The organism is Hyalangium minutum (assembly GCF_000737315.1).
GTDB lineage: Bacteria > Myxococcota > Myxococcia > Myxococcales > Myxococcaceae > Hyalangium > Hyalangium minutum.
Window position 1 is genome coordinate 16,001 of the sequence record NZ_JMCB01000029.1, and the last position, 26,961, is coordinate 42,961.

Sequence of the window (26,961 nt, forward strand, 5' to 3'; positions counted from 1 at the left end):
CGCTCTTCAGGAGGCAAGGGAGCCTGCTCCGCTGGAAATGAACCAGACGGCTCGCCAACAGGCCGCACCATCCCCACCGTGGAAGGTATGGACTTGCGCGGGCACGCCCGCCTGCGCCTCGGGAGGACGCGATGGGCCGGACCTACAGCGAATACCCCTACGAAGATCAACAGCCGGTAGCTGTGCAGGGCTCGGGCCTTCGGCTCGGCAATGACGAGGACAAGCAGAAAGTGGCCCAGCAGCAGAAGGCCAATATGCCCGAGACGGGCATCCACTACCGGCAGCCTCATGCCGAGACCATCGAGCGCTACCAGCAGAAGCGCGCGGCGCGGAAGGCCGCGGCTCAGGCGAAGACGGGCAGTGGCCGACGCGCTGCGGCCAAGAAGGCTCCGGCCACTCGGAAGACGGCCACTGCCAAGAAGGCCGCAGCCAAGAAGGCTCCGGTGGTGAAGGCGGCTCCCGCTCGCGCCACCAAGAAGAGCGCGGGCCGGAGCGAAGGTGCTGCCGCCAAGGCGATTGCCCGCGGGACCAAGACCTTGTCGCGCGTAGCCACGGCCGCCAAGTCGCGCGTAGCCGCCGCCAAGTCGACTGTTCAGCGCGTGGCCAAGAAGGTACCCCTGCCCAAGGCGCTGAAGAAGCGCTAACGCGCGACACGGCCGCGCACCCGAGACTGCATGCCAAGGGGAGCTACCGCCATTTCGCGGAGCTCCCCCTGGGCCTGGGCGCCGGGTTCAGAGCGCGCAGTACCCGTTCAGACAGCGCTCTCCCGCCGGGCAGTCGCAGTTGGCCGTGCAGGCCTTGTTCGAGCCCGTGTTCGGCAGGCAGTAGCCAATCTGGCACGTGGAGCCGGAAGGGCACTGCGTGCTGTAGGCACAGCGCGCGCGGCACTGGCCGTCCACGCAGTCATTCTGAGCGGGACACTGCGAGCTGTTCACGCACTGGTTGGGCGAGCCCGGCTTGCACAGGCCGGACTGGCATGTCTCGTTCGTACCGCACTGCGAGCTCGTGCTGCACCCGTGGTAGCACGTGGCGTTGATGCAGTAGTTGCCGTAGCCACAGTCGCTGTTCTGGCGGCAGCCCGTGCTCGGCGGCGGGGACGGAGGCGGCTGCTGGCAGGAGCCCCCATCGGTAGGAGGAGGCGTGCCCGCGTCCGGCCGGGGCCATGTGGAGCCCCCATCGGGCTTCGGGTACGTCGTCCCGCCATCCGGCCGAGGCTGGGGCTGCGGGTCGCAATAGTTGTCGTCGCTGCAGGAGCCGGTGCCGCCGCAGTCCGAGTCGCGGCTGCACGAGCGGCAGCACACGCCGTCCATACAGGTCTCCTGGGAAGCGCAGTCCCAGTTGGAGCTACAGCGCTCCGCATCCGTGGGGACATCCCGGCACGTCCCGTTGCGGCAGTACTGGTTCGAGTGACAGTCAGTGGTGGCGGTGCACGAGCGGTACTCGTCGTCGTACCAGTCTCCGTGAATGTCGCCTTCCGTGATGATGCACCCGGAGGCAAGTCCGAGGGCAATGAGGGACACCAGCCAGCACAAGCGGGTGGGGGTGTGGGGCATGGGGGTGCTCCGGCAGGAGGTTCCGAAGGAGGCGGTCCGGCCTACCGTCCTCGGTTCGCCAGGCTTCGTCTCCGGAGCGCCTGAAATTGATCAAATTTCTTTTTGATCGATTTGCGCCGGTGCGGAGACCCAGGGACGTGGAGGTAATGTGCTGGTCTGGACCATCCAAACGGGCGTAGGAGGGCTCCGCGAGCGGGTTCTCACCCTGCTCGCCACTCCTGGGGGGAGCCGGTTGTTCTTCCGTGGAACACGTTCCCTGCAGACAGCGCCCGCGGCCAGCGAGCGGCTCGGACTGGCGTCTGGGCTCGCCCCGCCGCCGGATGAGGCCCAGTTGCTCGAGCTCGTCCGCCGCATCCAGGACGGGGATGTCACCGCCTTTGATCGGCTCTACCAACTGACGCGTGTGGATGCGGCTCGCACCCTGCGCCACCTCGTGGGGAACCGGACCGAGGTGGAGGATCTGCTCCAGGAGACGTACCTGCGGCTGCTGTCGGCGGTGCGCGGGTTCCGCGGGGAGTCTCGCTTCCGCACCTTCCTCTACCGGGTGTGCGCCAACGTGGCGCTGTCTCACCTGCGCTGGAAGCGGCGGCGGCCCGAGGAGCCCATGGCAGAGCCTCCGGAGAGGGAGGCCTCGGAAGAGGATCCCGAGCGGGCAGCGGCCCGGCGGCAGGCCGCGCGGCTGGTGGAGCAGGCGCTGGAGCGGCTCAAGCCGAAGAAGCGCATCGTCTTCGTCTATTACGAGCTGTGTGGGATGAGCCCGGACGAGATCGCCGAGGCCGTGGGAAGCTCGGTCAACACTGTCCGCAGCCGCCTCCACCACGCGCGGCTGGAGTTCACCGAGGCCATGCACCGTCTGCTCGACACACCCCGCGCCGGAGGCCCCCATGGTACGCCATGAGACCGAGTCGCTGTGGGCCTTCGCCGCGGAGGAGCTCGGAGCCGAGGAGCAAGCTCGGGTGGCGGAGCACGTGGCGGGGTGCCAGACGTGCGCCCGGAAGTTGGAGGAGGTGCGTCAGGCACAGGCGCTGCTGCGCACGGTTCAGGAGGACGCGCCCGAGGTGCGCTGGGCCGAGGTGGATGAGCGCGTGCAGAGCGCTGCGGCTCGCAAGCTGGCCCGGCTCGAAAGGCAGCCCCGGTGGCCGTGGGCATTGGCCACGGTGGGAGCGCTGGCGGCGGTGCTGGCGTTCGTGGTGCTCCGGCCCGTGACGTCCACGCCTCTTCCGAGCGCTCCGGTGGCGGTGCGTGAGGAGCACCCCACCCCTATAAAGGAGGTAGCCCCTATAAAGGAGGCAGCGCCTTCACCCACCCCGGTCATCGCCACGCGGGCCGAGAACGTCTCGGGTGCGCGGATTCGGGAGGCGGATGCTCAGGAGCGTGCGCTCGTGGCGGGTGAGCTGCTGCGCCAGGGTTCCTGGGTGCGGACACCCGCGAAGGCCAATGCCCTGCTCCGGCTGCCGGATGCGAGCCGCGCGCGGCTGGCACCGGGCTCGGAGGTGCGGCTGACGCGGGTAGAGCCCGAGCGAGTATCCCTGTTCGTCCAGAGAGGCCAGCTCGCCGTACAGGCTTCTCATGCGACGCGGGAGGACTTTGTCGTGGAGGCGGAGGGAGGCGTGCGCACGTGGGTCGTGGGCACGGTCTTCTCCGTGGAGAGCGCATCCGAGAGCGCGGTGGTGACCGTGCTCGAAGGCAAGGTGCGCGTCGAGATCCCGGGCCAGCCCCAGCAGTTCGTCAGCGCCGGTGAGCGGCTCGAGGTGAACACGGCACGGAGAACCCTGAAGCGCCGGGCGCTCTCCGCGAAGGAGCGGCAAGCCTTCCAAGAGCTGGGCGTGCCCTCCCAAGAGGCCGCGGCCACTCCCCGTCCCACACCTGAAAAGACTCCGTCCGAAGGCGCACTCTCGGACAACCGCCCTGCCCCGATGGCAACCGCGCCATCCGGAAGTTCGGAAGCACCTGACTCAGAACCAGCGCCCTCTTCCGCGCCAGCGAGCCCGGAGCCCGAGGAGCCGGGAGTGCAGTGGGTGCCGCCGGAGCCGGGCACTCCCACGCAGAGCACCGCCGACGCGCGCTTCCTCTGGCATGCGCGGGAGCAGCTCCACGCCAAGACGTGCGAGAGCTTCCTGGTGGGCCTGGAGGAGATCGCCGAGCGCAGCAAGGTCCGGGACTTCCGCGAGCAGGCGCGTTACCTGCGCGCCCGGTGCTTCGAGGAGCGACTGTCTCCCTCCGAAGCCCAGGCCGAGTACCAGCGCTACCTGCGGGAGTTCCCCAAGGGGCGCTACGTCCGCGAGGCCAAGGCCGCGCTGCTGCCTTGAGCCCTGGCTGCGGGGCTATACCGCTCGTCGGCGCGCGGCCAGCATGACCAGCGCGAGCACGGCCCACAGGCTCGCCCCACTCGCCTGGGTACAGCCACAGCCGGATTCCTCGGCTGGAGGAGGTGGGGTGGGGCCTGGGGACCAGCCCCCATCCGGGCTCCCGATACCGTCCGTCCCCGCATCCACCACTCCCGCGTCCGGAGAAGAAGTGCCCCCATCCCGTGGCAGGCCTCCATCTCCAGCATCCGCCCCGCCATCCGTGGAGCTGCCTCCATCCACCGAGCTACCTCCGTCCGTGGAGCTACCCCCATCCGTGGAAGAGCCCGCATCCGGAGGGGCCTCGCAGATGCCCGCGTTGCAAGTGCCTCCACTGCACCAGGTCCCGTCTGGAGCCGGTGGATAGACACACGCGCCCGTTGAAGGCTCGCAGCTGCCCTGCGCCCGGCATTGCCCCGGGCTGGAGCACACCACCTGCCGCGCTGGCCAACAGTAGCCCGAGTAACAGCGGTCCCCTTCCGTGCAGGCGTTGCCATCCGAGCACGGTGTGTCATCCCCCATCAGCACATCCGCAGGACAGACCGGGCTCACTCCATCGCACTGCTCCGCCACGTCGCACGTCTGGCTCCGCGCCGCGCGGCACACGGTCTGCGCAGGCAGCAACGTACAGGTCCCGTCTTGCGTCGCACCTCGCGCCGCGCTGCAGGCCTGGCAGTCCGCTGCCCCGTTCCCGCAGGCGCTGTCGCAGCACACCCCGTCCACACAGAAGTTGCTCTGGCAGTCCGCGTTCTTCGTGCACGCTGAACCCAACGCCAACTCCGTGGAGATCCGCAGCACCACCCGGCTCACCGCGGGCACCGCTGGCGCCCCCGAGCGCGTGTACGCGATGAGCGCCCCGCTGCTCCCGTTGCTGACGATCACCGGAGACTCTTCCTGCGTCTGACCGGTGGCCAGGGGAATGGGCGTCGTGTCGACCACCGTCCCATCTGTCCGGACTCGCGCCATGTACACGCTCGCGTTCTGCGGCGTGGAGTAGATCGAGCCGTTCTGCCACACCACCACGTAGTGCGTGCCGTCGAAGGTCACCGAGGCGCGCTGATCGTACCCGGTCAGACAGGCGATGCAGAAAACCGGCCCCATGCCGCCCTCCTGAGGCAGCATCCGGCCGTAGAGATCATTGCCGCGCTCATACACCACGAGCGCCCCCTGGCCGTTGCTCGCCAGGACGGGCGAGCTCGCGGTCCTCGGGGAGATCTCGAACTCCGGCAGCAGGGTGACGCCGTCCCGCTCCACCTTCCGCGTGTAGACCTCGGGGTACCCTGCGCCGAATTCGCGGCTGTCCGACCAGGCCACCACGTAGCGCTGGCCGTCGAACGTCACGTCGACATCGTCCTGGTATTCCACCTGAGCGGCGATGGGAATGTCCGTCGGGGTGGCGCGCGTCCCATCCGCGAGAATGCGCACGCCGTAGACATCCATCTTGTTCGCGCTGATGGTGCTCGGGCCGGCGAAGGCGATGAAGAAGTCCTGGCCATCGCTGGCGACGGCGACACCGTCAATGATGCGGCCACCCGGAGCATACGTGGCCAGCTGCAGGGGCAGCTCGTCCAGCACCGTCCCATCCGGGCGAATCCGCACGCCCACGGGGCCCGAGGCCCCGCCACGCGTCCCATCCCACGTCACCAGGTAGTGCTGCCCGTTGAACGCAACGTGGGTGGGCACCACGTAGTTAGCATCGCCGGGAAAGTCGAGGCGGATGCCTTCCGGATCGAGCACCTCGCCCGTGGGAGTCACCCGGGTGGCGTACAGCCCCTCGTCCTCCCCGTGCCGCTCCATCCACGTCACCAGGTAGTTCGTCCCATCGAACCCCACCGCGGGCTGGCTCTGCTCGGCGTACTCCACGGCGATCGCCTTCGGCGGCACGTCCAGCACGGTGCCATCCACTCCAAGCCGCGCGCCGTAGATGTCCGTCGGCGTCCAGAACGAGTCCGTGTCGTTCTGCCAGACCACCAGCGCTCCGGAGGAAGTACCCGCCACGGCCGGAACTTGCTGGTAGCCCTCGCCTCCTCCCACGAGGATGCCCTGCGCGTCCAGCAAGCTCCCCTCCAGGGAGATGCGCGCCGCATAGATGTCGCCCTCCTGGGTGCTGACGTTGCGCGAGTCCGCCCACGTGAGCAGGTAGTGCGTGCCCGTGAAGGTCAACCGGCTGCCCGGATAGTTGTAGTCGAGCGACGTGGTGTAGGTGACCGGCGCGGCGTCGATACGGGTGCCCGCCGCATCCAGCCGGAGCCCCTCGAGCTTCCCGGGATAGGTGTCCCGATTGCGCCAGGCCAGGAGAAAGCGGGTGCCGTCGAAGGCCAGCATGGGACCGCCCTCGCTCGCGCTGCTCGTGGCGATGGGCAGATCGCGCGACAGCACCGTGTTGCTCCCGTTCACGCGCGCCCCCCGGATGTCCGAGCTGGCCGCATAGTCGCTCCACACCACGAGGTAGCTGCCCCCGCCGTAGGCGATCGCCACGTCCTGCTGGCTCCCCGCCGCCGTCGTGAGGGCCACGCCATTGGCCGTGAGCACCGTCCCGTTCGCGCGGACCACCGTGCCGTAGATGTCCGGGTTGGTGGCACCCCGGCGATCCTCCCACGCCACGAAGAAGTCCGTGCCATCCGTGGCCACCGCGGGCTTGTACTGGCTCGCCGTGTTCGTGCAGATCGCCCGCGCGGTCGTGTCGAGCAGCACGCCACTTCGGCTCACGCGCGCGCCCAGGATGTTGCCGAGATCGCTGCTGCTGCTGTTCGACGCGTCCTGCCAGACGACCAGGTACTGAGTGCCGTTGAACGCCACTGCGGGAACGCTCTTCGTGGTGCCAGAGCCGAAGGCGATGAGCAGGCTCTCGGGATCCAGAATCTGCCCCGTGGGCGACACGCGCGTCGCGCGGAGCTCCGCACCGTTGTCCCACACCACGAGGAAGTTCGTGCCGTCCGTGGCCACCGCGGGGCTGCGCTGACGTCCCTGCGCGGGCCAGAGGTCCGAATCATTGAGAGAGCGCTCGGGCGAAAGCACGGGATCGAGCGTCGCCGGATACCGCGAGCGCTCCAGCACCTCGGCCGGCACCTCGATCACGATGCGTCCGCCCTCGTACCGAGGAGTCAGCCCCGTGCGCGCGCCGTCCGCGTCCACCCACGTCGCCAGTCCGTAGCGCCAGCCGGGCCCTCCCGGAGCCGCGGAGAAGTGAAGCCCCTGGCCGCTCTCGGTGCGGAATGGCTGTCCGCTCACCGATACCTCTACTCGCAGCGCGCCCTCTCCTGAAGGGAGCTCCTCGAAGGTCCAGCTCTGCTCGATGCCCGCCTCCGAGCTGGCAAGCACTTCCCGCACCGCACCGCGCTCGATGTGCACCGCGCCGTCGCCCGCGAGCACCGTCCGGGACGACGTTGCCAATGCCGAGAAGCCTCGCGTCACGCGCACCGTCTCCACCTCGAAAGCCGGGGCGGGCGAGGTAGCGGAACCTGTCACGTTCTCCACGGAAGCGCCGAGCGTGAGACGCCCTGCCTCACTCACTCCCGCGCGGAACACCGACCCCACGTGCTCGTAGCCCTGAGAAGAGGCGTGAAAACGCAGGCTCACGCCGCGAACGACCGCGTTCACATCGAACGGTGCCGGGCGCTCGAGGGGCGGAGCCTCGGCCGGAGCATCGGAGGAGAGCACCGGTACCTGGCAGCGAACGAAGAGGACAGCCACGAGGAGAGCGGTGAAGGAGACGGTGATCACGCGCTGCCAGCCGCGGGTGGGACACGGCCTCGAAGAAGGGCTCATGGCGCAAACACACCAGATGAAACGGGTGGAGCACAACGCTCTCCCCGTACCATGGATCAGTCCACGGAGCCTTATCGCGTCCTCTACGGTCCCGCCGCCTCTTTTGAAAGGACCGCACGAGTGCGACGTTCTTCCTCCTCCTCTCGGATCTCCGCTGTCTGTTCCTCTTTGCTGGCGGCCCTGGGCCTGCTGCTCTCGGCTCCCGCCAGTGCTCAGTGGACCCCCGGGACGGCCCTGCCTCACGCCCATACCCAGGGCGTGATCATCCCCGATGCCACCAGCCGCATCCACGCGATCGGCGGGGGCGACAGCGGCGCCTTCGATACCAACGCCCACGACGAGTTCGATCCCGTCACCCACACCTGGATCACCCGCGCGCCCCTTCCCATCAACAACCGCGGCATGGGCGCATCGCTGGGACCGGATGGCCGCATCTACGTCTACGGAGGCTTCGCGGGCTGGGGCAGCATCGGAGCGGTCTACGCGTACACCCCGAGCACCGACACGTGGGCTCCCCTGGCCTCCATGCCCACGCCGCAGTGGGAGACGCGGGGCGACTTTGGATCGGACGGCAAGCTCTACGTCTTCGGTGGAGAGACCAATGGGTCCGCGAGCGCCGTGACGCAGATCTACACGCCCTCCACCAACACGTGGACAACGGGCGCGAGCATGCCCGGAGGGCGCAGGCAGCATGGGGCCTTCCGGGGCTCGGACGGGCGCTTCTACGTGGTGGGCGGCCAGGACGCCTCCGCCGCGACCGCGGGGACTTACATCTACAACCCCACCACCAACACGTGGACCACGGGCCCGGCCATGCCGGCGGCAGCGAACTCGTTCGGCCAAGCCGTCTCGACGGATCGCAGCCGGTTCTTCGTGCTCGGCGGATCGACTTCCTACAACAACGAGAGCACGCCCCTCTTCGACACCGTCTACATGTTCAACGTGAACACCCAGGAGTGGACCTCCCTCACGGGGTTCCCCACGGCGCGCCGCGAGCTGGGGGCCACCGTGACCCACTGCCGCCTGCGCACCCTGGGTGGAAGCACGGGCACGTCCGTCACCACCCATGAGGTGTTCACCCTCACAGGCGCTCCGGACACCAACGGCAACGGCCAGCCGGACTACTGCGAGGATCCGGACATCGACGACGACAACGTGCCGAACTCCGCCGACAACTGCCCCACCGTCCCCAATCCGGGCCAGGAGAACCAGGACCATGACGCTCAGGGCGATGCCTGCGACCCCGACGCCGACAACGACGCCTTGCCCAATGGCCAGGACAACTGCCCTCTCCACCCCAATGCGGATCAGACCGACTCGGACGCCGACGGCCTGGGCAACGCCTGCGATCCCGATAACGATAACGATGGCACGGCGGACCTGTCCGACAACTGCCCGTCCCAATCCAACGCCGACCAGCACGACACCGACGGCGACTCCATTGGCGATGCGTGCGACTCGGACGACGACAACGACAGCATCGCGGACCCGCAGGACAACTGTCCCCTCGTCGCCAACACCGACCAGCGCGACACCGACGGCGACTCCATCGGCGATGCCTGCGACAGCGACACCGACAGTGACAACGACACCGTGCCCGACGTCACCGACAACTGCGCTCTCGTCCCCAACCCGGATCAGGCCAACGCTGACAAAGACGAGCAGGGCGACGCCTGCGACTCGGACGATGACAACGACACCGTGGCCGATGAATGGGACAACTGCCCATTCATTCCCAACACGGACCAGGCTGACAGCGACGGGAACGGCAAGGGGGATGTCTGCGACGTGGACAACGACACCGACAAGGACGGCGTCGCCAATGCCACGGACAACTGCCCGCTGGTGGCCAACCCCGATCAGCTGGACTCGGATGGCGACGGCGTGGGGGATGCCTGCGACGAAAGTGGAGGGGGAGCTGGCGGCTGCGGCGGCGGCTGCGGCGCAGGACCCATCGGCTCCTCGAGCCTGATGCTGTGGGCGCTGGCCGGTCTCGCCCTGCGCGCCCGCCGCCGCTTCGCCCGCTGAGGCCCCGGGCTCCACTGCCAAGCATGAAAAAAGGGGCCTCCTCTCGGAGGCCCCTTCGCTTTCAGCGGCCTGCGTGCAGCGCCGTCACAGCGGCGCGCACCGCGCTAGAACTTGTTGGTGTAAGGAGCCGCGAAGTAGACGTAGCCCTTGCCCTCGGGAGCGATGTGGCCGATGCCCGGGAACGGGAGGTGGGCAGCGCCAATCCAGTAGCCATTCTTGGCGGCGTCCGCGTAGGCCTTCTTGCGCTGGGCCAAGGCGGCCTTCGAGTCGCTGTCGAACTGGATGGTGACCGACGGGTCGGGGAACTGCACGGCGGCGATGTGCATCAGGTCGCCCCACAGCACCAGCTTCTGGCCCTTGCTCTCCACGGAGTAGACGCTGTGGCCCGGGGTGTGGCCGGGGGTGTTGAGGGCCTTGATGCCGGGCACCAGCTCGGTGTCACCCTCGAAGGGCTTGAGCTTGCCAGCGGTGGAGTACGGGGTGAGCATGGTCGAGGCCTGCTGGAACATCGACTGCGCCTCGGCGGGGGCCTTCTTCGCATTCTCGGCGTTGGTCCAGAAGTCCGCCTCGGCCTTGGCCAGGTGCAGGGTGGCGTTGGGGAAGGCGAGCTTGTCACCGGCGACCAGACCGCCCAGGTGGTCCGGGTGCAGGTGGGTGATGAGCACGGCATCGATCTGTTCCGGCTGGTAGCCGGCCGCCTTCAGGCTGTTCTGGAGCTTGCCCAGCGTGGGGCCGAAGAGGTTGCCAGCGCCCGTGTCGACCAGCACCAGCTTGGAGCCGGTGTTGATCAGGAAGGCGTTGGTGGAGCTCTCCACGGGCGACTTCAGGCCCGCACGCGCGAAGGCCTTGTTGAGCGGGTCCGGCTTGATGTTGGTCAGCAGCTTGTCGAACGGCAGGTCGACGGTGCCGTCGAGCAGGGCGGTGATCTCGAAGTCACCGAGCATCATGCGGTAGTAGCCCGGAGCCTGGGTCTTGACCTGGGGCGCGGCGGCCAGAGCGGAGGCAGGGACGAGCACGGCGCCGCTCGCGGCGGTGAGGGCCGCAGCAACCGCGGCGCGCCAAGGGGAGGAACGCATCTTCATGGTGAGTCTCCACGGGTGAAGGACTGCGTCCGCGTTATCCTCCAGTTTTCCGTGGGTGGGACCCAAATTCCGTATGATCCAGGATGTGAACGTGCGGCGGCTCAGCGCCAGCGAGGCCGCCGCCTCTGTGGAGGCGCTGGCGGATGTGCTGCTCGACTGCGTCGAGGGCGGCGCGTCCGTGAGCTTCTTGTGGCCGCTGCCTCGCGAGAAGGCCGTGGCGTTCTGGCGAGGTGTCGCCGCTGGCGTCGCGCGGGGGGAGCGGGTGCTGCTCGTTGCCGAGGACGGAGAGGAGCAGCTCATCGGCACAGTGCAGTTGGTGCTCGCGATGCCGGACAACCAGCCGCACCGAGGCGACGTGGCGAAGATGCTCGTGCACCGCAAGGCCCGCCGCCGCGGCGTAGCTCAGCGGCTGATGGAGGCCATCGACGACGAGGCGCGCAAGGAGGGCAAGACGGTGCTGGTGCTGGACACGGTGACGGGGAGCGACGCGGAGCGGCTCTACGCGCGGGCCGGGTGGCAGCGGGTGGGCGAGATCCCCAAGTACGCCCTGCTGCCCACGGGCGAGTTCTGCGGGACGACGGTCTTCTACAAGCACCTCTGAGCGAAGCGCGGTGGGCCGTCAGGGCTTGGGGCCTTCCTCGGTGAACTCGGCCTCTTCCTCGCCCAGGGCCTTCCGGGGAGGTCTGGAGGCCCCCTCCCCCACCGTCTCCTCCAGCGTGGGGCGCGGCGGCCCGGGGGCACGCTCCGGGTGGACGGCTCCTCCGAAGGGGGTCACCCGCAGCGTCCCCTGCTGCATGCGGCGCTCGACCCCACGGCGGAAACGCCTGGAGAGCCACCGCCGCGCCGGAGGCAGCAGCAGGAAGAGCCCCATCGCATCCGTCACGAAGCCCGGGATGATGAGCAGCACCCCACCCACCCAGACGAGTGCGGCACTGACCAGGCCTTCCTCGGGGACTCGCCCCTCGGCGTGCGCCGTCTGCCACTTGCGCAGCACGCGCAGGCCTTCTTTCTTGGCCAGCCAGCTGCCCATCAGGCCCGCCGCCAGGAGGAGCCCCAATGTCGGTGCCACGCCGAGCTGCCTGCCCACGGTGAGCAGCAGGTACAGCTCCACGAACGGCAGGGCCAACGCGAGGAAGAGGTATTTCGACACGCCCCCTCTTTAATGCGCCGCCGCTGCTTTTTCCGCCCTTACGTCCAGCCTCTAGCCTCCCATCTGACTCAGCAGCTTGTCGACCAGCAGGTACAGCAGGAAGAACCCTCCGCCAATCACCAGCAGGACCTTGAGCCCCGTGGGCATCCCCTCCGGCGGCGCGGCGTAGCTGGCGGCCACCGCCTCGGACACCCCCATCATCTCCCCCGCGTAGCGCGCCGTGCGCAGGAACTGGTCCGCCACCGCGCCCGCGTCATTGGCGCTCAGGGCCCGGCCCAGCTGCGGATCCACGAGGCGCACCTCGGCGGCCGCGGCCAGCGCCGCGCCCTCCTCCACCACCTCGCGGGCCAGATCCATCCGGTCCGACAGCGGGATGCGCAGCTCCGTGGCGACGAGCTGCCCGCCTTCGCGCAGCTCGCTCACCTCCACGTCCCCGTTCTTGAGGCGCCACACCCGTACCCCGTCGGGGCGAGCGACCGCCCCTTTCTCCCCAAGGAGGGCGTCCACCCGGGTGCTGTCATACGGCGTCCCGGGAACCATTGTCTGAAGGAGCAGCTCGTATCTCACGCGGGTTGGCAGTATACGCCGCGCCACGACCATGCCCACCACGCCCGGACAGAAGAGCGGAAGGCCCCCCCGCCCCCAGCACGGCCGAGGCCGCCCCCATCCCCCAGGTCCAGCTCCTGCGCCGCGGCGTCGAGCGCTGGCAGGCTGGCCACCCGTGGATTTACCGCGCCGACCTCAACGGTGACCCTGGCCTCCCCGGCGGCGAGGTGGTGCGCGTCACCGACGGGCGCGGCTGGTTCATCGGCAAGGCCTTCTATTCGAAGCACTCGAAGATCTCCCTGCGCTGGCTCTCCTACGAGGACATCCCCGTCGACGTGGACTTCTTCCGCCAGCGCCTGGTCTCGGCCGATGCCCTGCGCCGCAAAGCCCTCCCCGGCGAGCGCACCTACCGCGTGGTGCACGGCGAGGCGGACCAGCTCCCCGGGCTCGTGGTGGACCGCTACGGGGACTACCTCAGCGTGCAGTTCCTCGTGCCCGCCATGGAGGCCCGCAAGGAGCTCATCACCGATCTGCTCACCGAGCTGTTCTCCCCCCGCGCTATCGTCAACCGCTCGGATGTAGGGGTGCGCGCCCTGGAGGGCCTGCAGCCCGAGAAGACCGTGCTGCGCGGCGAGCTGCCCGGCCCCGTCTCCTTCGACGAGGGCCTCGTGCGCATGCGCGCCGATCTGCTCGAGGGCCAGAAGACCGGCGCCTTCCTCGACCAGCGCGAGAACCACGTCATGGCCTCGCAGTACGCCTTCGGCGAGGCGCTGGACTGCTTCTCCTATGTGGGCGGCTTCGCGCTCCAGCTCGCCACCCGCGCCCAGCGCGTCACCGCCGTGGAGATCTCCGAGGCCGCCAGCGCCCAGCTGCGCGACAACGCCGCCGCCAACCGCCTCACCAACCTGGACGTCGTCGTCGCCAACGCCTTCGACTTCCTCCGCGACTCGGTGGACGAGGGCAAGCGCTACGACACCATCGTCCTGGATCCACCCTCGTTCGCGAAGAACAAGGATGCCGTGGCAGCCGCGCTTCGCGGGTACAAAGAGATCAACCTGCGCGCCATGCAGCTGCTCCGCCCCGGCGGCTACCTCATCTCCGCCAGCTGCACGTACCACGTGGATGAGCAGGCCTTCGAGGACATGTTGGCCTCCGCTGCGGCCGATGCGCGCCGGCGCGTGCAGATCATCGAGCGCCGGGGTGCGGGCAAGGATCACCCGGTACTCCTGAATTTGCGGGAGACGCGCTACCTGAAGTGCTTCGTCCTGCGGGTGCTGTGAGCCCGCCGCATTCGACCGCGGCCCCCCCGGTGTGAGAAAAAGGGACTGCGGATGCGAGCGCGCGACTGGGACGATGAGGAGCAGGCCCCTGCCACCTCGGCGATCGCCGAGGCGCGCGCCCTCAGCGAGCTGCGTGCCATCTACCGGCAGGCGGATGCCGCCTACGCCCCCTTCTCCTGCCCCGCCAGCGGCGAGTGCTGCCAGCTCGCGAAGACTCAGCGCCAGCCGTGGCTTTGGTACCCGGAGTGGAAGCTGCTCTCCGCTCACCGTCCGCTTCCACCGAAGCGCGCGGATGGGGGCTGCCCGTACCTGGATGCCTCGGGCCTGCGGTGCACCGCCTACGCGGATCGGCCCTTTGGCTGCCGCACCTTCTTCTGCGAGCGGATCCGGGGCCCCGCTCGCCAGCCCGTGGAGACGGTCGATGCGCTGCTGCGGCGGCTCGAGGCTGTCTCTCAACGCGTGAGGCCGGGCCTGACAGGGCCGCGGCCCCTACTGGAGTGGCACACCGAGGCCCTCTCCTCGGAGGAGCAATCATGAGCCGTCGTTCATGGAAGACGTGGGCTGCAGGGGCGTTGCTGGCGCTGCTGGCGGGGTGCGCCAGCGGAGGCTCGAACACAGTAGCTGCGGCCATCATCAACACCACCGTGGCGGTGGCTGCCTCGGGCGTGTCGCGCTCACAGGGCGGGTGCTTCTCAGCGTGTGCCCCGGGCACCACGTGCGATCCCAACACGGGCTACTGCGTCGCCCTGCCTTGCCGCGGCCGGTGCAAGGACCATGAGCAGTGCGTGGAGGACGGGTTCAAGAGCCAATGTGTCGCCCTGTCCCTGCCCGGACAGGTGACGGTGGAGCCGACCAAGGAAGCGAAGACCGACCCGTGACGCTTCGCTGGCTCGTTGCCCCTCAGGAGTTCAAGGGGACTCTCACCGCCTCCGAGGTGGCCGAGGCTCTCCAGGCCGGGCTCCAGGAAGCCGCTCCCGAAGTCCTCCTCGATGTCGCGCCGCTCGCGGATGGCGGGCCCGGTACCGTGGACGCGCTGCTCGCGGGAGGCGCTGGAGAGCAACGGGTCCTCACCGTGCAGGGCCCGCTTGGCGCTCCGGTCCAGGCAGCCTGGGCGCTGCTGGAGTCCGGACGGACGGCGATCATCGAGATGGCCGCGGCCTCGGGGCTGTCGCTGCTGCGCCCCGAGGAGCGGGATGCCCGGCGCGCGTCCACGTATGGCACGGGGGAGCTGATCCGCGCGGCGCTGGATGCGGGCTGCTCGCGGATCATCGTCGGCATGGGTGGCAGCGCGACGAACGACGGCGGGGCCGGGGCGCTCACGGCGCTGGGCTACTGCTTTCTCGATGCGCAGGGCCAGCTGCTGCCTCCGGGTGGCGCCGCGCTCCGGCAGATGGCGCGCGTGGACATCACCCAGCGGCACCCCCGGCTCACGGAGGTGGAGCTGCTGGCGGCCACGGACGTGACGGCCCCGCTGCTGGGCCCCAATGGCGCCTCGCAGCTGTTCGGGCCGCAGAAGGGCGCGGATCCTCAGACGGTGGAGCAGCTGGAGGAGGCACTGGCCTGGTTCGCGCAGGGGCTCGCGCCCGAGTTCATCCGGGTGCCGGGCGCGGGAGCGGCCGGAGGGCTCGGGTACGGGCTGGCGGTGCTGGCGGGGGCGAACATCGCCTCCGGGTACCGGCTGGTCGCCCATGGGCTCCGGCTGGAGCGGCGAGTGGCGGTGGCGGACGTGGTGCTCACCGGCGAGGGGCGCTTCGATCGGCAGACCACCCTGGGCAAGGGGCCGGCCGCCCTGGCGCGCACGGCCAAGGAGCTGGGCAAGCCGGTGGTGCTCTTCGTGGGCTCGACCGTCCACGAGGAGGGGCTGGACACCACGCTGTTCCAAGAGATCATCGAGCTGGGCAGTCCGCCGTTCGACAAGGAGGCCGCGGTGCGGGCGCTCCGGGAGGCCGCCGCGCGCTGGGCCTCCACCGCCCGGCACATGAAGCCGCACGACGAACGGGATCGCGGCCACGACCGGGAAGCCGGGGACGAGCACCTGGGCTCTGGCGGTTCGATGTAGCGAGAGGACCAGGCCTCAGGGGCTGGCACCACCGTTCGCGGCGTCGCGCAGCTGGGCCAGCCGCTCCCGCAAGAGAGGCTCGCTGGGGTACCAGCGCAGCAGGGACTGGTAGGCACGGACCGCCTCCTCGGGCCGTCCCAGGCGCTCCAGCGCAAGCCCGAGGTTGAAGCCCGCCTCCAGGTAGTCCGGCTTGCGCTCCACGGCGAGCCGCCACGCCTCCACGGCCCCTGCATCGTCCCCGAGCCGGGCTCGGCGTCCACCCACCGCGTACTGAAGCTCAGCCTCGAAGTTCACGGAGTCCACCGCGAGCCGCACGGGCCACAGAGAGAGCCCGAGCACCGCCAGCGCCACCCCCACGGGCACAGCGCGCGCAGCCCCGCGCGACTCCCACAGCACGAGGAGCCCCAGCGCCGCGAGCACGCACAGCATCGGCGCCAGTGGCGCGCGGTAGCGGCCGGAGACGAAGAAGACAATGGACGGAGCCGCCAGCATGAGCGCGGTCCCCGCCACGGTGAGCGCTCTGCGGGCCTGCTCGGCGCCCTCCTTCCGCTTGCGCCAGAGCGCCACGCCGCCCACCGCCGCGAGCGGCCACAGCAGCGCATACGGCAGCGCCACGCCCCCAGGCCTCGCGGTCAGCGCCCAGAGCACCGGGGACTGGGAGCGCACGACATAGAGGTCCTCATTGCGAGGCAGCTCGCGGGCCACGAGCAGCAGCCGGGCCTTCCATATAAGGTTGCTCACGCAGCGGAGAGGCTGTTCGCGGCAGAAGACGAACACCTTCCGCGTGAAGTAGCGATCCTGGGCGCCGGGCGTATGGAAGCCCTGGCGCGAGGGCTCATCCACCAGCGCCTCCCAGGCCGCACCCGGACGGATGGCCATGCTCCGGTCCACGTCCGCGTTGTTGCCCAGCCAGAGGTTGATGCCTCCATTGGCGGAGATGAGCAGCCACTCTCCCGTGCGGGAGTGGTTGAAGGCCGTGGCCCAGAGCACCGGGGCGGCACAGGCCACGACACAGAGCGCGGCTCGGATCGGCCGGCTCCGCGCCACCGCCCAGCCCAGCGGAAGCAGGAGCAGCAGCAGCGGCGCCACCGCGAGCGCCCCAAGGCCAATGCACGCCCCACACGCCAGCGCCATCCACCCGGAGGGAGGCTCGCGCACGGCGAGCCAGAGCGCCGCGGCGCCCAGGAACGTGCCGAGCGAGGTGGACAGCAGCTCCCCGTCATAGAAGACGAGCGGCCCATGCAGCGCCACCAGCAGCCCCGCGATCAGCTCCACCGCCGGGCGGCCCGAGAGGCGCCATGCCACCCTCGCGGCGAGCACGGCGGTGAGAGAGCCCAGCACCGCCTGCAGCAGCCTCGGCCACCACAAGCTGTGCCCACCGAGCCAGTACAGGGCGCCCAGCAGCATCGGGTACAGCGGCGGCTGCCAGAAGGGCCCCTCGGGAAAGCCCTGCCCGCGCGCCAGCTGCTCGCCCAGGAAGTCGTAGTAGTCCGCGTCGATCAGCGGCGCTTCGAAGGCCGGGCCGTGCGCGGTGAGCAGGTACGCCCCGCGCACGCAGAGCGCCACAGCCAGCACGATCCCCCAGCGAGGAACCTGGCTCACACGTCGAGGGGATCCGTGGTCCGCGCCACGCGCATGCCCGCCTGCTGGAACTCGCGGACCGCCTCATCCGCCACGCGCGGGAAGTCGAGCGCGGCCGGCAGCGGATCCAGCGGCGGCGCGGGCACCGGGCTCATGGCGTCCTCGAGGATGACGACGCGGCCCATCTTCGAGCGATCCGTGCGCTCGATGTGCTGGCGCAGGTCCCTCAGCGTGGACAGCACGCAGTGGGACTTGGCCTGCCCGAACACGTACACACGATCAAAGGACATGAGGTGGTCGAAGAGGCGGGTGTTGAACTCACCGACCTTCTGGCCTCGCACCTCGGTCACCTCGGGCGAGAGCACGGAGTAGTTCTCCGTGAGCGGGTGCTCGCCCTTGAGCTCGAACCAGGTGGGCGTGTCGCGCACGAGCGCGTGGAACAAGCTGGCCTCGTACATGGCGGGCACCAACGAGTGGCTCAGGCCTCCGAGCAGCGCGTGGAACGGCCACACGGTGAGCACGTACTTGCCGCTGGTCTCGAGCCGCTCGCAGTAGGCGAGGCTCTCCTCCGGGTGGCGCGTGGGGCGCCAGCGGCCCTGGCGGATGTCATCGGCGGTGATGACCGTGAGCGGCGGAGGCGGCTGCCCGCCCGCGTCCTGCCACCACGAGGGGTGGAAGATCTGGAACACCCGGTGGGTATCCAGCGAGAACACGAGCTCGGTGACGCGCCCCAGGTTCGCGTAGAGCCAGCGAAGGGTGCGCTGGGTGTCCTCCACGGCTCCGGGGACGAAGAGGCTGGCGCCGGGGGTGCAGAAAGCCACCTGTACGTCGATGCCGAAGGCGGCGATGCGGACCTTGTCCTCGCGGGCGGGGCGGATGCGGTTCGCTTCGGCATAGAGCCGGGCCTCCTTGGCCACGTCAGCGGCACGTTCGAGGTAGAGCTGCCCCGCGCGAGCGTCCTCATGAAAGCGGGGAATGGGCAGGGACATGGCGTTCTCCGAAGGTGGCTTCCCAAGCGGGCGTTCACTCCATCATACCGGGCCAGGTGGCCACTACCCGGGGGAAGCCTGCAGAAAGGCCTGAAGCGCCGCCAGCACCTGCCCCAGCTCCTGCTCCACCGCGGGAGTCCCTGACTTGACGGCGGGCGCGTCTCCCTCCCTCGAGGCCGCCTCCAGCGTCCGGGAGTGGTCCCTCAGGGCCTCGGCGCCAACGCTGGCCGCCAAGCTCTTCAAGGTGTGGATCGCCCGGGTGGCCGTCTCACGGTCCCCCGCCGCCACCGCTGCCTGGAAGCGCTTCCAGCAGACCTGCGCATCCACCAGGAACAGCCCCACCACCCGCCGGTACAGGGCCATGTCCCCGTCCAGGTTGGCCAGCGCGTCGTCCAGGTTCACATGCCGCGGATCCGGGCGGTTCATCGTGCGAGACTCCTCGGCAGGGGATGGCTCCCGCGGCGCCTCGCCTCGCGAGGGCTGCGCGAGCCACCTCGCCAGCGTCTGGTAGAGCCGGCTGGCATCGATCGGCTTGCTCAGGTGATCGTTCATGCCCGCGTCCAAGCTGCGCTGGCGATCGCCCGCCAGCGCATTGGCCGTCATGGCGATGATGGGCAACTGGGAGCCCTGGGGCATCGCGCGGATGCTCCGCGTGGCCTCGTATCCATCCATCTCCGGCATCTGGCAGTCCATCAACACCGCGTCGTAACGGCCCTGAGCCACACGCTCCAGGGCCTCAGCGCCATTTTCCGCCACCACCACCTCCAGCCCCGCCTTCCTCAGGAAGTGCAGCGCCACCTCCTGGTTCAGCGGGTTGTCCTCCACCAGCAGGATCCTCGCCCCCCGCGGGAGCGAGGGCTCCGGCTCTCCTCTGGGGACTTCGTTGCCGGAGACCCGGGCCAGGGGCAGCTCGAACCAGAAGCAGCTGCCCCTCCCAGACGCGCTCTCCGCGCCGATGCGGCCCCCCATCATCTCCACCAGCCGCTTGCTGATGGCCAACCCCAGCCCCGTGCCTCCGTAGCGGCGCGTCACCGAGCTGTCCGTCTGAAAGAAGGACTGGAAGAGGCGCGGCAGGTGCTCGGCCGCGATGCCGATGCCCGTGTCCTTCACGGTGAACCGGCAGACCACCCGGTCTCCCTCGGTAGACACCGGCTGCCCTCGCACCACCACCTGGCCGTAGTCGGTGAACTTCAGCGCGTTGCTGATCAAGTTCTGCAGCACCTGCCGCAGCCGCAGCGGGTCTCCCGACAGGGCATTCGGGAGCTCAGGAGACATCTCGAAGCGCAGCTCCAGCCCCTTGTCTCGCGCCGAGCTGGCAAACACGTCCGCCAGCTCGGCGGCGAGCTCACTCAAGGACAGCGGCACGCTCTCCAGCTCCAGCTTGCCTGCCTCGATCTTCGAGAAGTCCAGGATGTCGTTGATGATCCCCAGCAGCGACTGCGCCGAGCGCCGCGCCTTCAGGATGAAGTCCCGCCGCTCCTGGGGAGACTCCGCCTCCAGCGCCAGCTGCGTCATCCCCAGGATGGCGTTCATCGGCGTGCGGATCTCGTGGCTCATGTTCGCCAGGAACTCGCCCTTGGACCGGTTGGCGCTCTCGGCCGCCTCCTTCGCCTGCCTCAGCTCCTCCTCCGAGCGCCGCCGCGCGTTCAGGTTGTCCAGGAACGCGTTGAACCAGCTCACCATCTCCGAGATCTCATCCTCCGTGGGCGCCGGTGACAGCGGCCGGACCCGGTCCAGACGGTCCTCCTGAATGTCCTGGAAGCCCCCGGAGATGGCGCGGATGGGCTCCACCACCCGCCGCGAGTAGCGCACCGCCACCGCGCCAATCGCGGCGAAGCACGCCACCAGGACGGCCCACCACGCGTTGCCAATCTTCGCCATGGGCGCTGTCAGCGTGGCGTGCGGCACGATGCTGATCACCTGCCAGTTCAGCTCCTCCACACGCAGGTGGTTGAGCAGCACCTCCTGCCCTCCCAGCTCCAGGGCCACGGTGCCGCTCGCCCCCGCCAGCAGCCTCTGGAACTCGAGCAGCAGGGGTTCACCGATCAGGCTCTTGTCCGGGTGGAACAGCAGGCGCCCCTCGTTGTCGGCGACCATCAGGTAGCTGCCGACCCCCAGGTCCAGCCCCAGGAAGTGCTCGTACAGGTGCGAGATGGACGAGTTGATGACGACGATGCCCACCGGCTCGGGCTCCAGGTGCGCCGGATCCACCCGCCGGATCAACCGCGTGGCCACCAGCACCTTGCGGTGGGCCGAGGCCGCGTTCACGTTGTCCTTCACCCCGTGCCAGACGATGGACTGCTTCGAGGCCAGCGTCGCCGCGTACAGCCGCTTGCTCAGCTCCGTGAGCACCGTGGAGGTGTCCAGCGTATCTCCCACGTGGAAGTGCTGGCCCTGCGGGGTGAACAGATCGATGGACACCAGCCCCTTGAGGCTGCTGTAGCCGCTCAGGATGTAGCCCACCTTCGCTTGCGTCACCAATGCCGAATAGCTGTCGTTCACCTCGGCCGAGGCCAGCGCGTTGCCGATGTCCTCCACGCCCGCGATGTTGGTGGCCAGACTCGCCAGCTGCTCCGACTGCAGCAGCAGGTAGTCGCGCTGGTCCGCCAGCAGCCGCGCGTTGGACTCGCTGGCCAGCTGGAGCATGGCCCGCTGCGCCAGCTCGTAGGACGTCACGCCGAAGATGAGCAACGGCGCCACGCTCACGGCCAGCAGGTAGCCGATCAGCTTGAAGGTGATGGAGGAGCGGAGCGCCACAGGGAGCCGGGACAGGGCTACTTCACCGCCTCCACCGTCACGAGCCGCGTATCGATGAGCGTCACTTCGGGCAGCGACTCGCCCTCGAGTGCCCGGTGGGCCAGGAGGATGCCCCGATAGCCCTGCTCGGCGGCCTGCTGGTCCACCGTCACCGCCAGCGTCCCCGCCTTCACCGCCGCGCGCGCCTCGTCGAGCGCGTCATACGCCGCCACCTTCACGCCCTGCTTGCCGGCCTCCTTCAGGTACTTGAGCGCCCCCAGCGCCATCATGTCGTTGGCGCAGAACACCAGCGTGATGTCCGGGTGGGCCATGAACAGCTTCCGGGACACCTCATAGCCCTCGTCGATCTTCCAGTTCGCCGTCTCCATCGCGACGATGCGAATCAGCGGGTTCTCCTTGAACGCCCGCTCCGCGCCCTCCTTGCGCTGGCGTGCGTTGTCCGCGCTGCGAATGCCCTCGAGGATGACCGCCTGCGTGGGCTTGCTCACCTGCCGCGCGATGAACCGCGCCGACTCGTACGCCGCCTTCGCGTTGTCCACGCTGACGAAGGGGACCCTGATCAGCCCGTGCTTCTTCAGCGCCTCGGGATCCAGCCGGTTGTCGATGTTGATGATGGGAATCCCCGCGTCCTGCGCGGCCTTCAGCACTGGCACCAGCCGCTGCGAGTCTCCTGGCGCGATGACGATGGCCTCCACCTTCATCCGGATCAGCTCCTCGACGATCTGGATCTGCTGCTCGATGGAGGTCTCCTGCGAGGCCGTCTTCACCAGCAGCTCGAGGCCCAGCTCCTTCTCCGCCCTGCGGGCGCCGCGCTCCATCTCGACGAAGAACGGGTTGGTGAGCGTCTTCATCACCAGCGCCACCTTCCGGACCGTGGGCGCGGGCGTGGGCGTGGCTTCAACGGCCTTCGAGGGGGCGGCGACCCCCTGCACCGCCAGCTTGCCTGAGTCGCTGCACGCCGCCAGCCCCAGTCCCAGGGCCAGGAGCCACCACACAAGTCGCGGGAAACGCAAGGCGGTCTCTCCTCGAAGACGCGGGCACAGGGGCGCTGACCCGCGAGTGACGATTCTACGCAACCTTTCCAGAGAACCGGTAAGGCATACCCTCACGGGTAGGTTTCACTTCTCGTCTTGATACGGCCTAGAGGGAAGAAGCGCCTTCCTTGGGACTGCTATAATCCAGGGAAATGGCTTCAAAGCTGCTCTCCTCTGAGTCCTCTGTGAGCCGCTCCATGTGCGAAACGCCGCGAGTGCTCGTCGTGGATGACGACACCCTCAGCCGCACCACGGCCGAGGCCCTGCTGCAACCCATGGACTACCGCCTCCGTGGCTGCGCGAGCGGAGAGGAGGCCTTGGAGGCGGTGGAGGAGGAAGTCCCGGATCTGGTGCTGCTGGACGTCCTGATGCCCGGGATGGACGGCTTCGAGGTGTGCCGCCGCCTCCGGGAGCGCCTGCACCCGGACTACGTTCCCGTCATCCTCGTCACGGCGATGGATGATCGGAGAGACCTCGTACAAGGGCTGGAAGTCGGAGCGGACGACTTCCTGCGCAAGCCCGTGCATGGCGCCGAGCTGAGGGCGCGCGTGTCCAACCTGCTCAAGGTGCGCGCCTACCACCGGCTCCTGGCCTCCGAGCGGGACCACGCGCTCGCCACGGTGGAGCAGCTGCGCCAGCAGGTGCTGCGGGTGGACCGGCTGGCCATGCTGGGCACCTTCGCCGCGGGCGTCAGCCACGAGCTGAACAACATCGCCCACGTGCTGCGCAGCGCCCTCGAGCTGTCCAGGCCCGGCATCACGCCGCCTCCCGTGGGAGGAGAGGAGCTGAATCCCCGGGAGCTGTTCACCCACGTGTCCAACCACGTCACGGAGCTGTCGCGCACCCTGCTGCGCATCGCCCGTCCCGACGAGGGTCCCGTCCCCGAGGCCAACCTCTGCCGCGTGTTGGAGGAAGTCGATCAGATGCTGCGGCTCACGGGGCGCACCCGCCACGCCCATGTCTCCCTGGTGCTGTCGCGAGAGGACTGTCGCATCCGCGGCAACCCCGTGCATGCGCAGCAGGTGTTCCTCAACCTGCTCGGCAACGCCGCGGACGCGGTGACGGCCGTGAACGGGCCCACCATCGAGGCCGGCGTGCAGCGCAAGGTGGACGGGCGCATCGAGGCCTGGGTGAAGGACAACGGCCCGGGCATGACGCAGGAGGTGCTGGCCCGCATCTTCGAGCCCTTCTTCACCACCAAGCCCCCCGGCTCCGGCACCGGCCTGGGGCTGCCTGTCGTCAGGCAACTGGTGGAGTCCTGGGGCGGGCACCTCCAGGTGGAGAGCCAGCCCGGGAGCGGCACCCGGATGGTGCTCGATCTCCCAGCGGCTCTCACGCCCTGAGCCCGCCCCTCGCCTCGGAGGCGGGCCCGCGAAGGCTCAGCGCAGGTCGTCTTCGGAGACAGACGGGGAGGCGTCCGCGGGGGCGGCCTCCGGGCCACCTGCGCCCGAGCCAAGCTGCTGGAAGAGCGGCGGAGGCTCGTCCGCGAGGAACTCGGTGAGCGAGGCCAAGGCCTGCTCGCGCAGGGGGCTCTTGGTGGTCTCGTAGCACTCGTAGCGCTCGGCGAGGAACTGCTCCTGCCACAGCGGGTGCTGCGCGTAGGGCTCGAGCGCCGCCTGACACAGCCCGTGCCAGTCCAGCACCTTGGCCAGGGCAAGCCGCACCTTGTGGCGCTGCGTCTCCAGGGCGTAGGCGGCGAAGGGCTGCTCGAAGCGGGCATACAGGCGGCGGCCCAGCGAGGGCTCCTTCTGCGCCAGCTCCTGCGTGGCCTGCATCAGCAGGCTCGTCACCGTGCGCTGGCCCCAGGGCTCGCGGCGGAGCGCGTCGTAGGCCTGATCCAGCGCGTTGAAGGCCTCCGTCCACCGGCCCTGGCGCAGCCGCAGCTCGCCGAGCAGCACATCCGCCTCCATGGGCGCCAGCGTCCGCAGCTGCTCCAGGAAGGGCATCGCGGCTTCGTCGGCCGTCTGCGCCAGCGCGCGGCTCACCATCGTCAGCTCCAGCAGGCCCTTGGGCTGCCACCCGGCCTCGCGCCACCTGCGCACAGCGCCCGCCGCGTCACCCCGGGAGAGCAGCTCCAGGAACTCGCGGCGCTCCTGCACGGAGCGGGTGAACTTCAGCGGCGGCGTCAGCAGCAGGTTCTGGGAGGAGGCCGCCGCAAGCATGCGCTGCTGCTCCACGCGCTCCCAGTCCACCGAGCCGCGGCTCACCGTGGGCCGGTTCGCCTGCAGGGACGAGGCGCCCGCGCGCAGCATTACCCGCAGCGACAGGAACTCCCGGCGGCCCACCGTCCGGGCGATGGCGAACTCCATGAAGGAGCGATCGTCCGTGCTGATGAGCGCCTCCTGGCCCTCGGCCAGGTTCCGGGTGAGCGCGTCGTTGCCCAGGTAGTGGGCCATCACGCCCTCCAGCTCGTCCGTCTGCCACGCCACGAGCGCGGCCTTGCGGAAGGGCTCCTGGGTCAACCGGGCCCGCATCCGGTCCGCGTCGTAGGAGATCGGCGCCTCGGTGGCGATGAGCAGCAGGTCCGCGCTGTTCGTCTGCCACGTCTCCACCGCCGGGAACACCGAGGCCAGCGTGGCGTAGGCGCTGCGCATCGTCGTGGCGTCAATCTCATACGCCTGGAGCCACTGGATGAAGATGCCGCCGGGGGCCAGCCGCTGCCGCGCCGCTTGATAGAAGTCCTGGGTGAAGAGGCTGGAGATGCCGGCGCGGTAGGGGTTGGAGGGCTCGGAGAAGATGATGTCGTACTGCTTCTGCGAGGCGAGCAGCACCTCGCGCGCATCTCCGATGAAGGTGTGCACCTTGGGGTTGGAGAGGACGTTCTGGTTCACCGGAGAGCACTGCTCGGCGAACTTGAGGATGGCGGGCTCGATCTCCACCACGTCCACGCGCTCCATGTCCGGAGCCGAGCCCATCCACCCGGCGGTGCTGCCGGTGCCCAGGCCGATGACGAGCGCCTGCTTCGGCTGCGGGTGCAGCAGCATGCCCACCAGGCCGCTCATGACCTGGGTGGAGGCATCGCCGATGCTGTTTCCGTCCGACTTGCCGTTCACATAGAACGAGGGCCCATCCACGAGACGGACGCCCACGCTGCTCTCGAGGCCCTCGTACTCCCACTTCATCTCCCGGCGAGGCGTCTCCAGGAAGGTGCGCAGCGTATTGAGGGTGGGCCGCTCCAGCCGGGCCCGGCCCGCGCCGATGGGGTTGTGGCGCCAGCCCGCGGTGGGGCCCTCCTGCATCAGCATGACGGCTGCCAGAGCGCCCACAGCGGCGGGCAGCCAGAGCCGGCCGGCCTGCTTCTCCCGCGTCAGCGAGAGCACGAAGGCGCCGCCCCCCAGCACCAGCAGCAGCGCCACCGCGAGCTTCCACGTTCCGGGCGCCGTCAGCAGCGGCATCAGCCCGAAGCCACCGGCCAGCGAGCCGATGATGGCGCCCACCGTGTTCCACGCGTACGTGAGGCCCACCTCGCGGCCCACATTCTCCCGGCCGCGGCCCAGCAGTGCCAGGAGCAGAGGGAACTGCACGCCGGAGATGAAGGCCGCCGGGAAGATGACGAGCGAGGCCACCACGGCCCAGCTCGACACGAGCCCCAGGAAGCCGAATCCCTCGAGCGGCCGGAGCATCATCGCGAGCACCGCCATGCGGTCTCCCAGCGCATAAGGCAGCGCCATGAAGAGCGCCTCGGCCAGACACGTGAGCGCGAAGCCGCGCAGCGTCGCGGGCCGGTCCTGTCCCCACGCCGCGTAGGCCGCGCCGCCCAGGCCGATGCCCAGCAGCGCGACGATGAGGATGAGGCCGAAGGTGAAGGTGGAGCCACCCAGCAGCGGGCTCAGCATCCGGTACCAGACGAGCTCCATCAGCAGGAAGGCGAAGCCCACCGCCGCCGCGGCGCCCAGCACGAACCGGGGCGGCGCCACCCCCACCTGGGCCTTGGCCACGGAGGCCGCTGCGGGCTCGGCTCCGGAAGCGGTCTCGGGCGCCACCACGGGGGCGGCGGCGGGGACACTCTGCTCCGGCAGCGAGCGCGAGGCCACGCGGGCGGCCACGGCCACCAGCCCGTTGACGAGACACGCCAGCCACAGCGTCTGCTGGGTGCCGAAGACTTCGAAGAGGAAGAAGGTGGACAGGGCGGCGCCAGCCACGGCGCCCAGGGTGTTCACGCCATAGAGCACAGCCAGGGCGCGCCGCCGCACGTCATCGGGGGTCTCCGCCGCGCGGGCTGCCGCGGGCAAGGTGCCCCCCATCAGGACCGTAGGCACGGCGAGCAGCAGCGCGGAGAGCACCAGCCGCACGATGCTGCCACCCACCAGCCCCAGCGACACGGTGCCGCCGAGCGCCACATAGACCGTGCGGGCCAGCCACACCAGGGCCGGGGTCAGCGCCGCGCTCACGGCGATGAGGGCCTCCAGGTTGCCGTAGAGCTCCAGGGGACGGCGGTGCTTGTCGGCGCGAGAGCCCAGCAGCGCTCCGCCCAAGCCGAGGCCGGCCATGAAGATGGCGAGCACCGCCGCCGAGGCCGCGGTGGAGGCGCCGAAGATGAGCCGGAGCTCTCGCTGCCACGCGGTCTGGTAGATCAATGCGCACAGCCCCGAACCGAACAGGAACGGGGCGATCTTCAGGGCACGGGCATTCATACGGTTCTCTCGTCTGAGCGCGCCGTCGGGGGCCCCTCCGGGGGGACTCGGGGCGCGCTGGGGCGCGGATTAAACCGCAGCCCCCTCGACTCGGCCATAAACGTCCGCACGCATTCCCGGAGGGCACGCGAGCGGCCGGGCCCCCTCCCCTGCTT

General features: G+C 69.5%; 20 protein-coding genes. 10 read left to right on the plus strand and 10 right to left on the minus strand.

Annotation, left to right across the window (positions count from 1 at the left end):
- Positions 1-131 precede the first annotated feature (131 nt).
- Positions 132-644 carry a hypothetical protein gene (locus DB31_RS45795; protein ID WP_052420675.1) on the plus strand — a complete coding sequence of 171 codons (513 nt, stop codon included), beginning with the start codon at positions 132-134 and terminating at the stop codon, positions 642-644.
- Positions 645-731: 87 nt separating this feature from the next.
- Here DB31_RS45795 and DB31_RS41945 read toward each other — a convergent pair whose 3' ends face one another.
- The gene (locus DB31_RS41945; RefSeq protein WP_044199056.1) at positions 732-1,553 is read right to left on the minus strand and encodes a DUF7107 domain-containing protein; all 822 of its coding nucleotides are present in this window, start codon (positions 1,551-1,553) and stop codon (positions 732-734) included.
- Between the two features lie 148 nt (positions 1,554-1,701).
- Between DB31_RS41945 and DB31_RS41950 the strand changes: the two genes are divergently transcribed.
- Together DB31_RS41950 and DB31_RS41955 are read left to right on the plus strand one after the other, a co-directional pair.
- Positions 1,702-2,451, plus strand: a complete 750-nt coding sequence (locus tag DB31_RS41950) for an RNA polymerase sigma factor (protein ID WP_240487244.1) — start codon at positions 1,702-1,704, stop codon at positions 2,449-2,451.
- Positions 2,438-3,862: a FecR domain-containing protein gene (locus DB31_RS41955; protein ID WP_052420676.1), complete on the plus strand. Its 1,425-nt coding sequence runs from the start codon at positions 2,438-2,440 to the stop codon at positions 3,860-3,862. The genes DB31_RS41950 and DB31_RS41955 overlap by 14 nt, the downstream gene beginning before the upstream one ends.
- A 15-nt stretch (positions 3,863-3,877) precedes the next feature.
- Here the strand turns inward: DB31_RS41955 and DB31_RS41960 are convergent, their stop codons facing one another.
- Positions 3,878-7,666, minus strand: coding sequence for a hypothetical protein (locus DB31_RS41960; RefSeq protein WP_157232428.1), 3,789 nt, complete (start codon positions 7,664-7,666; stop codon positions 3,878-3,880).
- 120 nt (positions 7,667-7,786) lie between these two features.
- Between DB31_RS41960 and DB31_RS45800 the strand changes: the two genes are divergently transcribed.
- Positions 7,787-9,694 (plus strand): thrombospondin type 3 repeat-containing protein, encoded by a 1,908-nt coding sequence (locus DB31_RS45800; protein WP_169787167.1) that lies wholly within the window; start codon positions 7,787-7,789, stop codon positions 9,692-9,694.
- 104 nt (positions 9,695-9,798) lie between these two features.
- On the opposite strand, the gene DB31_RS41970 is transcribed toward DB31_RS45800, so the two are convergent.
- Complete coding sequence (locus tag DB31_RS41970; protein WP_044198971.1) at positions 9,799-10,776, minus strand: MBL fold metallo-hydrolase; 978 nt, start codon at positions 10,774-10,776, stop codon at positions 9,799-9,801.
- A gap of 73 nt (positions 10,777-10,849) precedes the next feature.
- Between DB31_RS41970 and DB31_RS41975 the strand changes: the two genes are divergently transcribed.
- Positions 10,850-11,377, plus strand: a complete 528-nt coding sequence (locus tag DB31_RS41975; protein WP_044198973.1) for a GNAT family N-acetyltransferase — start codon at positions 10,850-10,852, stop codon at positions 11,375-11,377.
- 18 nt (positions 11,378-11,395) lie between these two features.
- Here DB31_RS41975 and DB31_RS41980 read toward each other — a convergent pair whose 3' ends face one another.
- Both DB31_RS41980 and DB31_RS41985 read right to left on the minus strand, forming a co-directional pair.
- Positions 11,396-11,926 (minus strand): FxsA family protein, encoded by a 531-nt coding sequence (locus DB31_RS41980; protein WP_044198975.1) that lies wholly within the window; start codon positions 11,924-11,926, stop codon positions 11,396-11,398.
- Positions 11,927-11,977: 51 nt separating this feature from the next.
- Complete coding sequence (locus DB31_RS41985; protein WP_240487245.1) at positions 11,978-12,466, minus strand: hypothetical protein; 489 nt, start codon at positions 12,464-12,466, stop codon at positions 11,978-11,980.
- A 125-nt stretch (positions 12,467-12,591) separates the two neighbouring features.
- Here DB31_RS41985 and DB31_RS41990 point away from each other — a divergent pair, with 125 nt between their 5' ends.
- Genes DB31_RS41990 through DB31_RS42005 form a run of 4 tightly spaced genes read left to right on the plus strand, consistent with a single transcriptional unit; the run spans position 12,592 to position 15,811 of the window.
- Positions 12,592-13,752, plus strand: coding sequence for a class I SAM-dependent rRNA methyltransferase (locus DB31_RS41990; RefSeq protein WP_044199064.1), 1,161 nt, complete (start codon positions 12,592-12,594; stop codon positions 13,750-13,752).
- A 51-nt stretch (positions 13,753-13,803) separates the two neighbouring features.
- Positions 13,804-14,289, plus strand: coding sequence for a YkgJ family cysteine cluster protein (locus DB31_RS41995; protein WP_044198979.1), 486 nt, complete (start codon positions 13,804-13,806; stop codon positions 14,287-14,289).
- Entirely contained in the window at positions 14,286-14,630 is a 345-nt protein-coding gene (locus DB31_RS49395) for a hypothetical protein (RefSeq protein ID WP_157232430.1), read from the plus strand. The genes DB31_RS41995 and DB31_RS49395 overlap by 4 nt, the downstream gene beginning before the upstream one ends.
- On the plus strand, positions 14,627-15,811 hold the full coding sequence (locus tag DB31_RS42005; protein WP_044198982.1) for a glycerate kinase: 1,185 nt from the start codon (positions 14,627-14,629) through the stop codon (positions 15,809-15,811). The genes DB31_RS49395 and DB31_RS42005 overlap by 4 nt, the downstream gene beginning before the upstream one ends.
- A 15-nt stretch (positions 15,812-15,826) precedes the next feature.
- Here the strand turns inward: DB31_RS42005 and DB31_RS42010 are convergent, their stop codons facing one another.
- The 4 genes from DB31_RS42010 to DB31_RS42025 form a co-directional block, all read right to left on the minus strand.
- Positions 15,827-17,413 carry an ArnT family glycosyltransferase gene (locus DB31_RS42010; protein ID WP_240487246.1) on the minus strand — a complete coding sequence of 529 codons (1,587 nt, stop codon included), beginning with the start codon at positions 17,411-17,413 and terminating at the stop codon, positions 15,827-15,829.
- Positions 17,410-18,381 (minus strand): nicotinamidase, encoded by a 972-nt coding sequence (locus tag DB31_RS42015; protein ID WP_044198984.1) that lies wholly within the window; start codon positions 18,379-18,381, stop codon positions 17,410-17,412. Before DB31_RS42015 ends, DB31_RS42010 begins: the two co-directional genes overlap by 4 nt.
- 63 nt (positions 18,382-18,444) lie before the next feature.
- Positions 18,445-21,138: an ATP-binding protein gene (locus tag DB31_RS45805; protein ID WP_052420678.1), complete on the minus strand. Its 2,694-nt coding sequence runs from the start codon at positions 21,136-21,138 to the stop codon at positions 18,445-18,447.
- Positions 21,139-21,155: 17 nt separating this feature from the next.
- Positions 21,156-22,151: a sugar ABC transporter substrate-binding protein gene (locus DB31_RS42025; RefSeq protein WP_044198986.1), complete on the minus strand. Its 996-nt coding sequence runs from the start codon at positions 22,149-22,151 to the stop codon at positions 21,156-21,158.
- A gap of 218 nt (positions 22,152-22,369) precedes the next feature.
- Between DB31_RS42025 and DB31_RS42030 the strand changes: the two genes are divergently transcribed.
- Positions 22,370-23,515: a sensor histidine kinase gene (locus DB31_RS42030; protein ID WP_075306497.1), complete on the plus strand. Its 1,146-nt coding sequence runs from the start codon at positions 22,370-22,372 to the stop codon at positions 23,513-23,515.
- A gap of 36 nt (positions 23,516-23,551) precedes the next feature.
- On the opposite strand, the gene DB31_RS42035 is transcribed toward DB31_RS42030, so the two are convergent.
- Positions 23,552-26,806 carry a fused MFS/spermidine synthase gene (locus tag DB31_RS42035; protein ID WP_044198988.1) on the minus strand — a complete coding sequence of 1,085 codons (3,255 nt, stop codon included), beginning with the start codon at positions 26,804-26,806 and terminating at the stop codon, positions 23,552-23,554.
- Between the last annotated feature and the right edge of the window lie 155 nt (positions 26,807-26,961).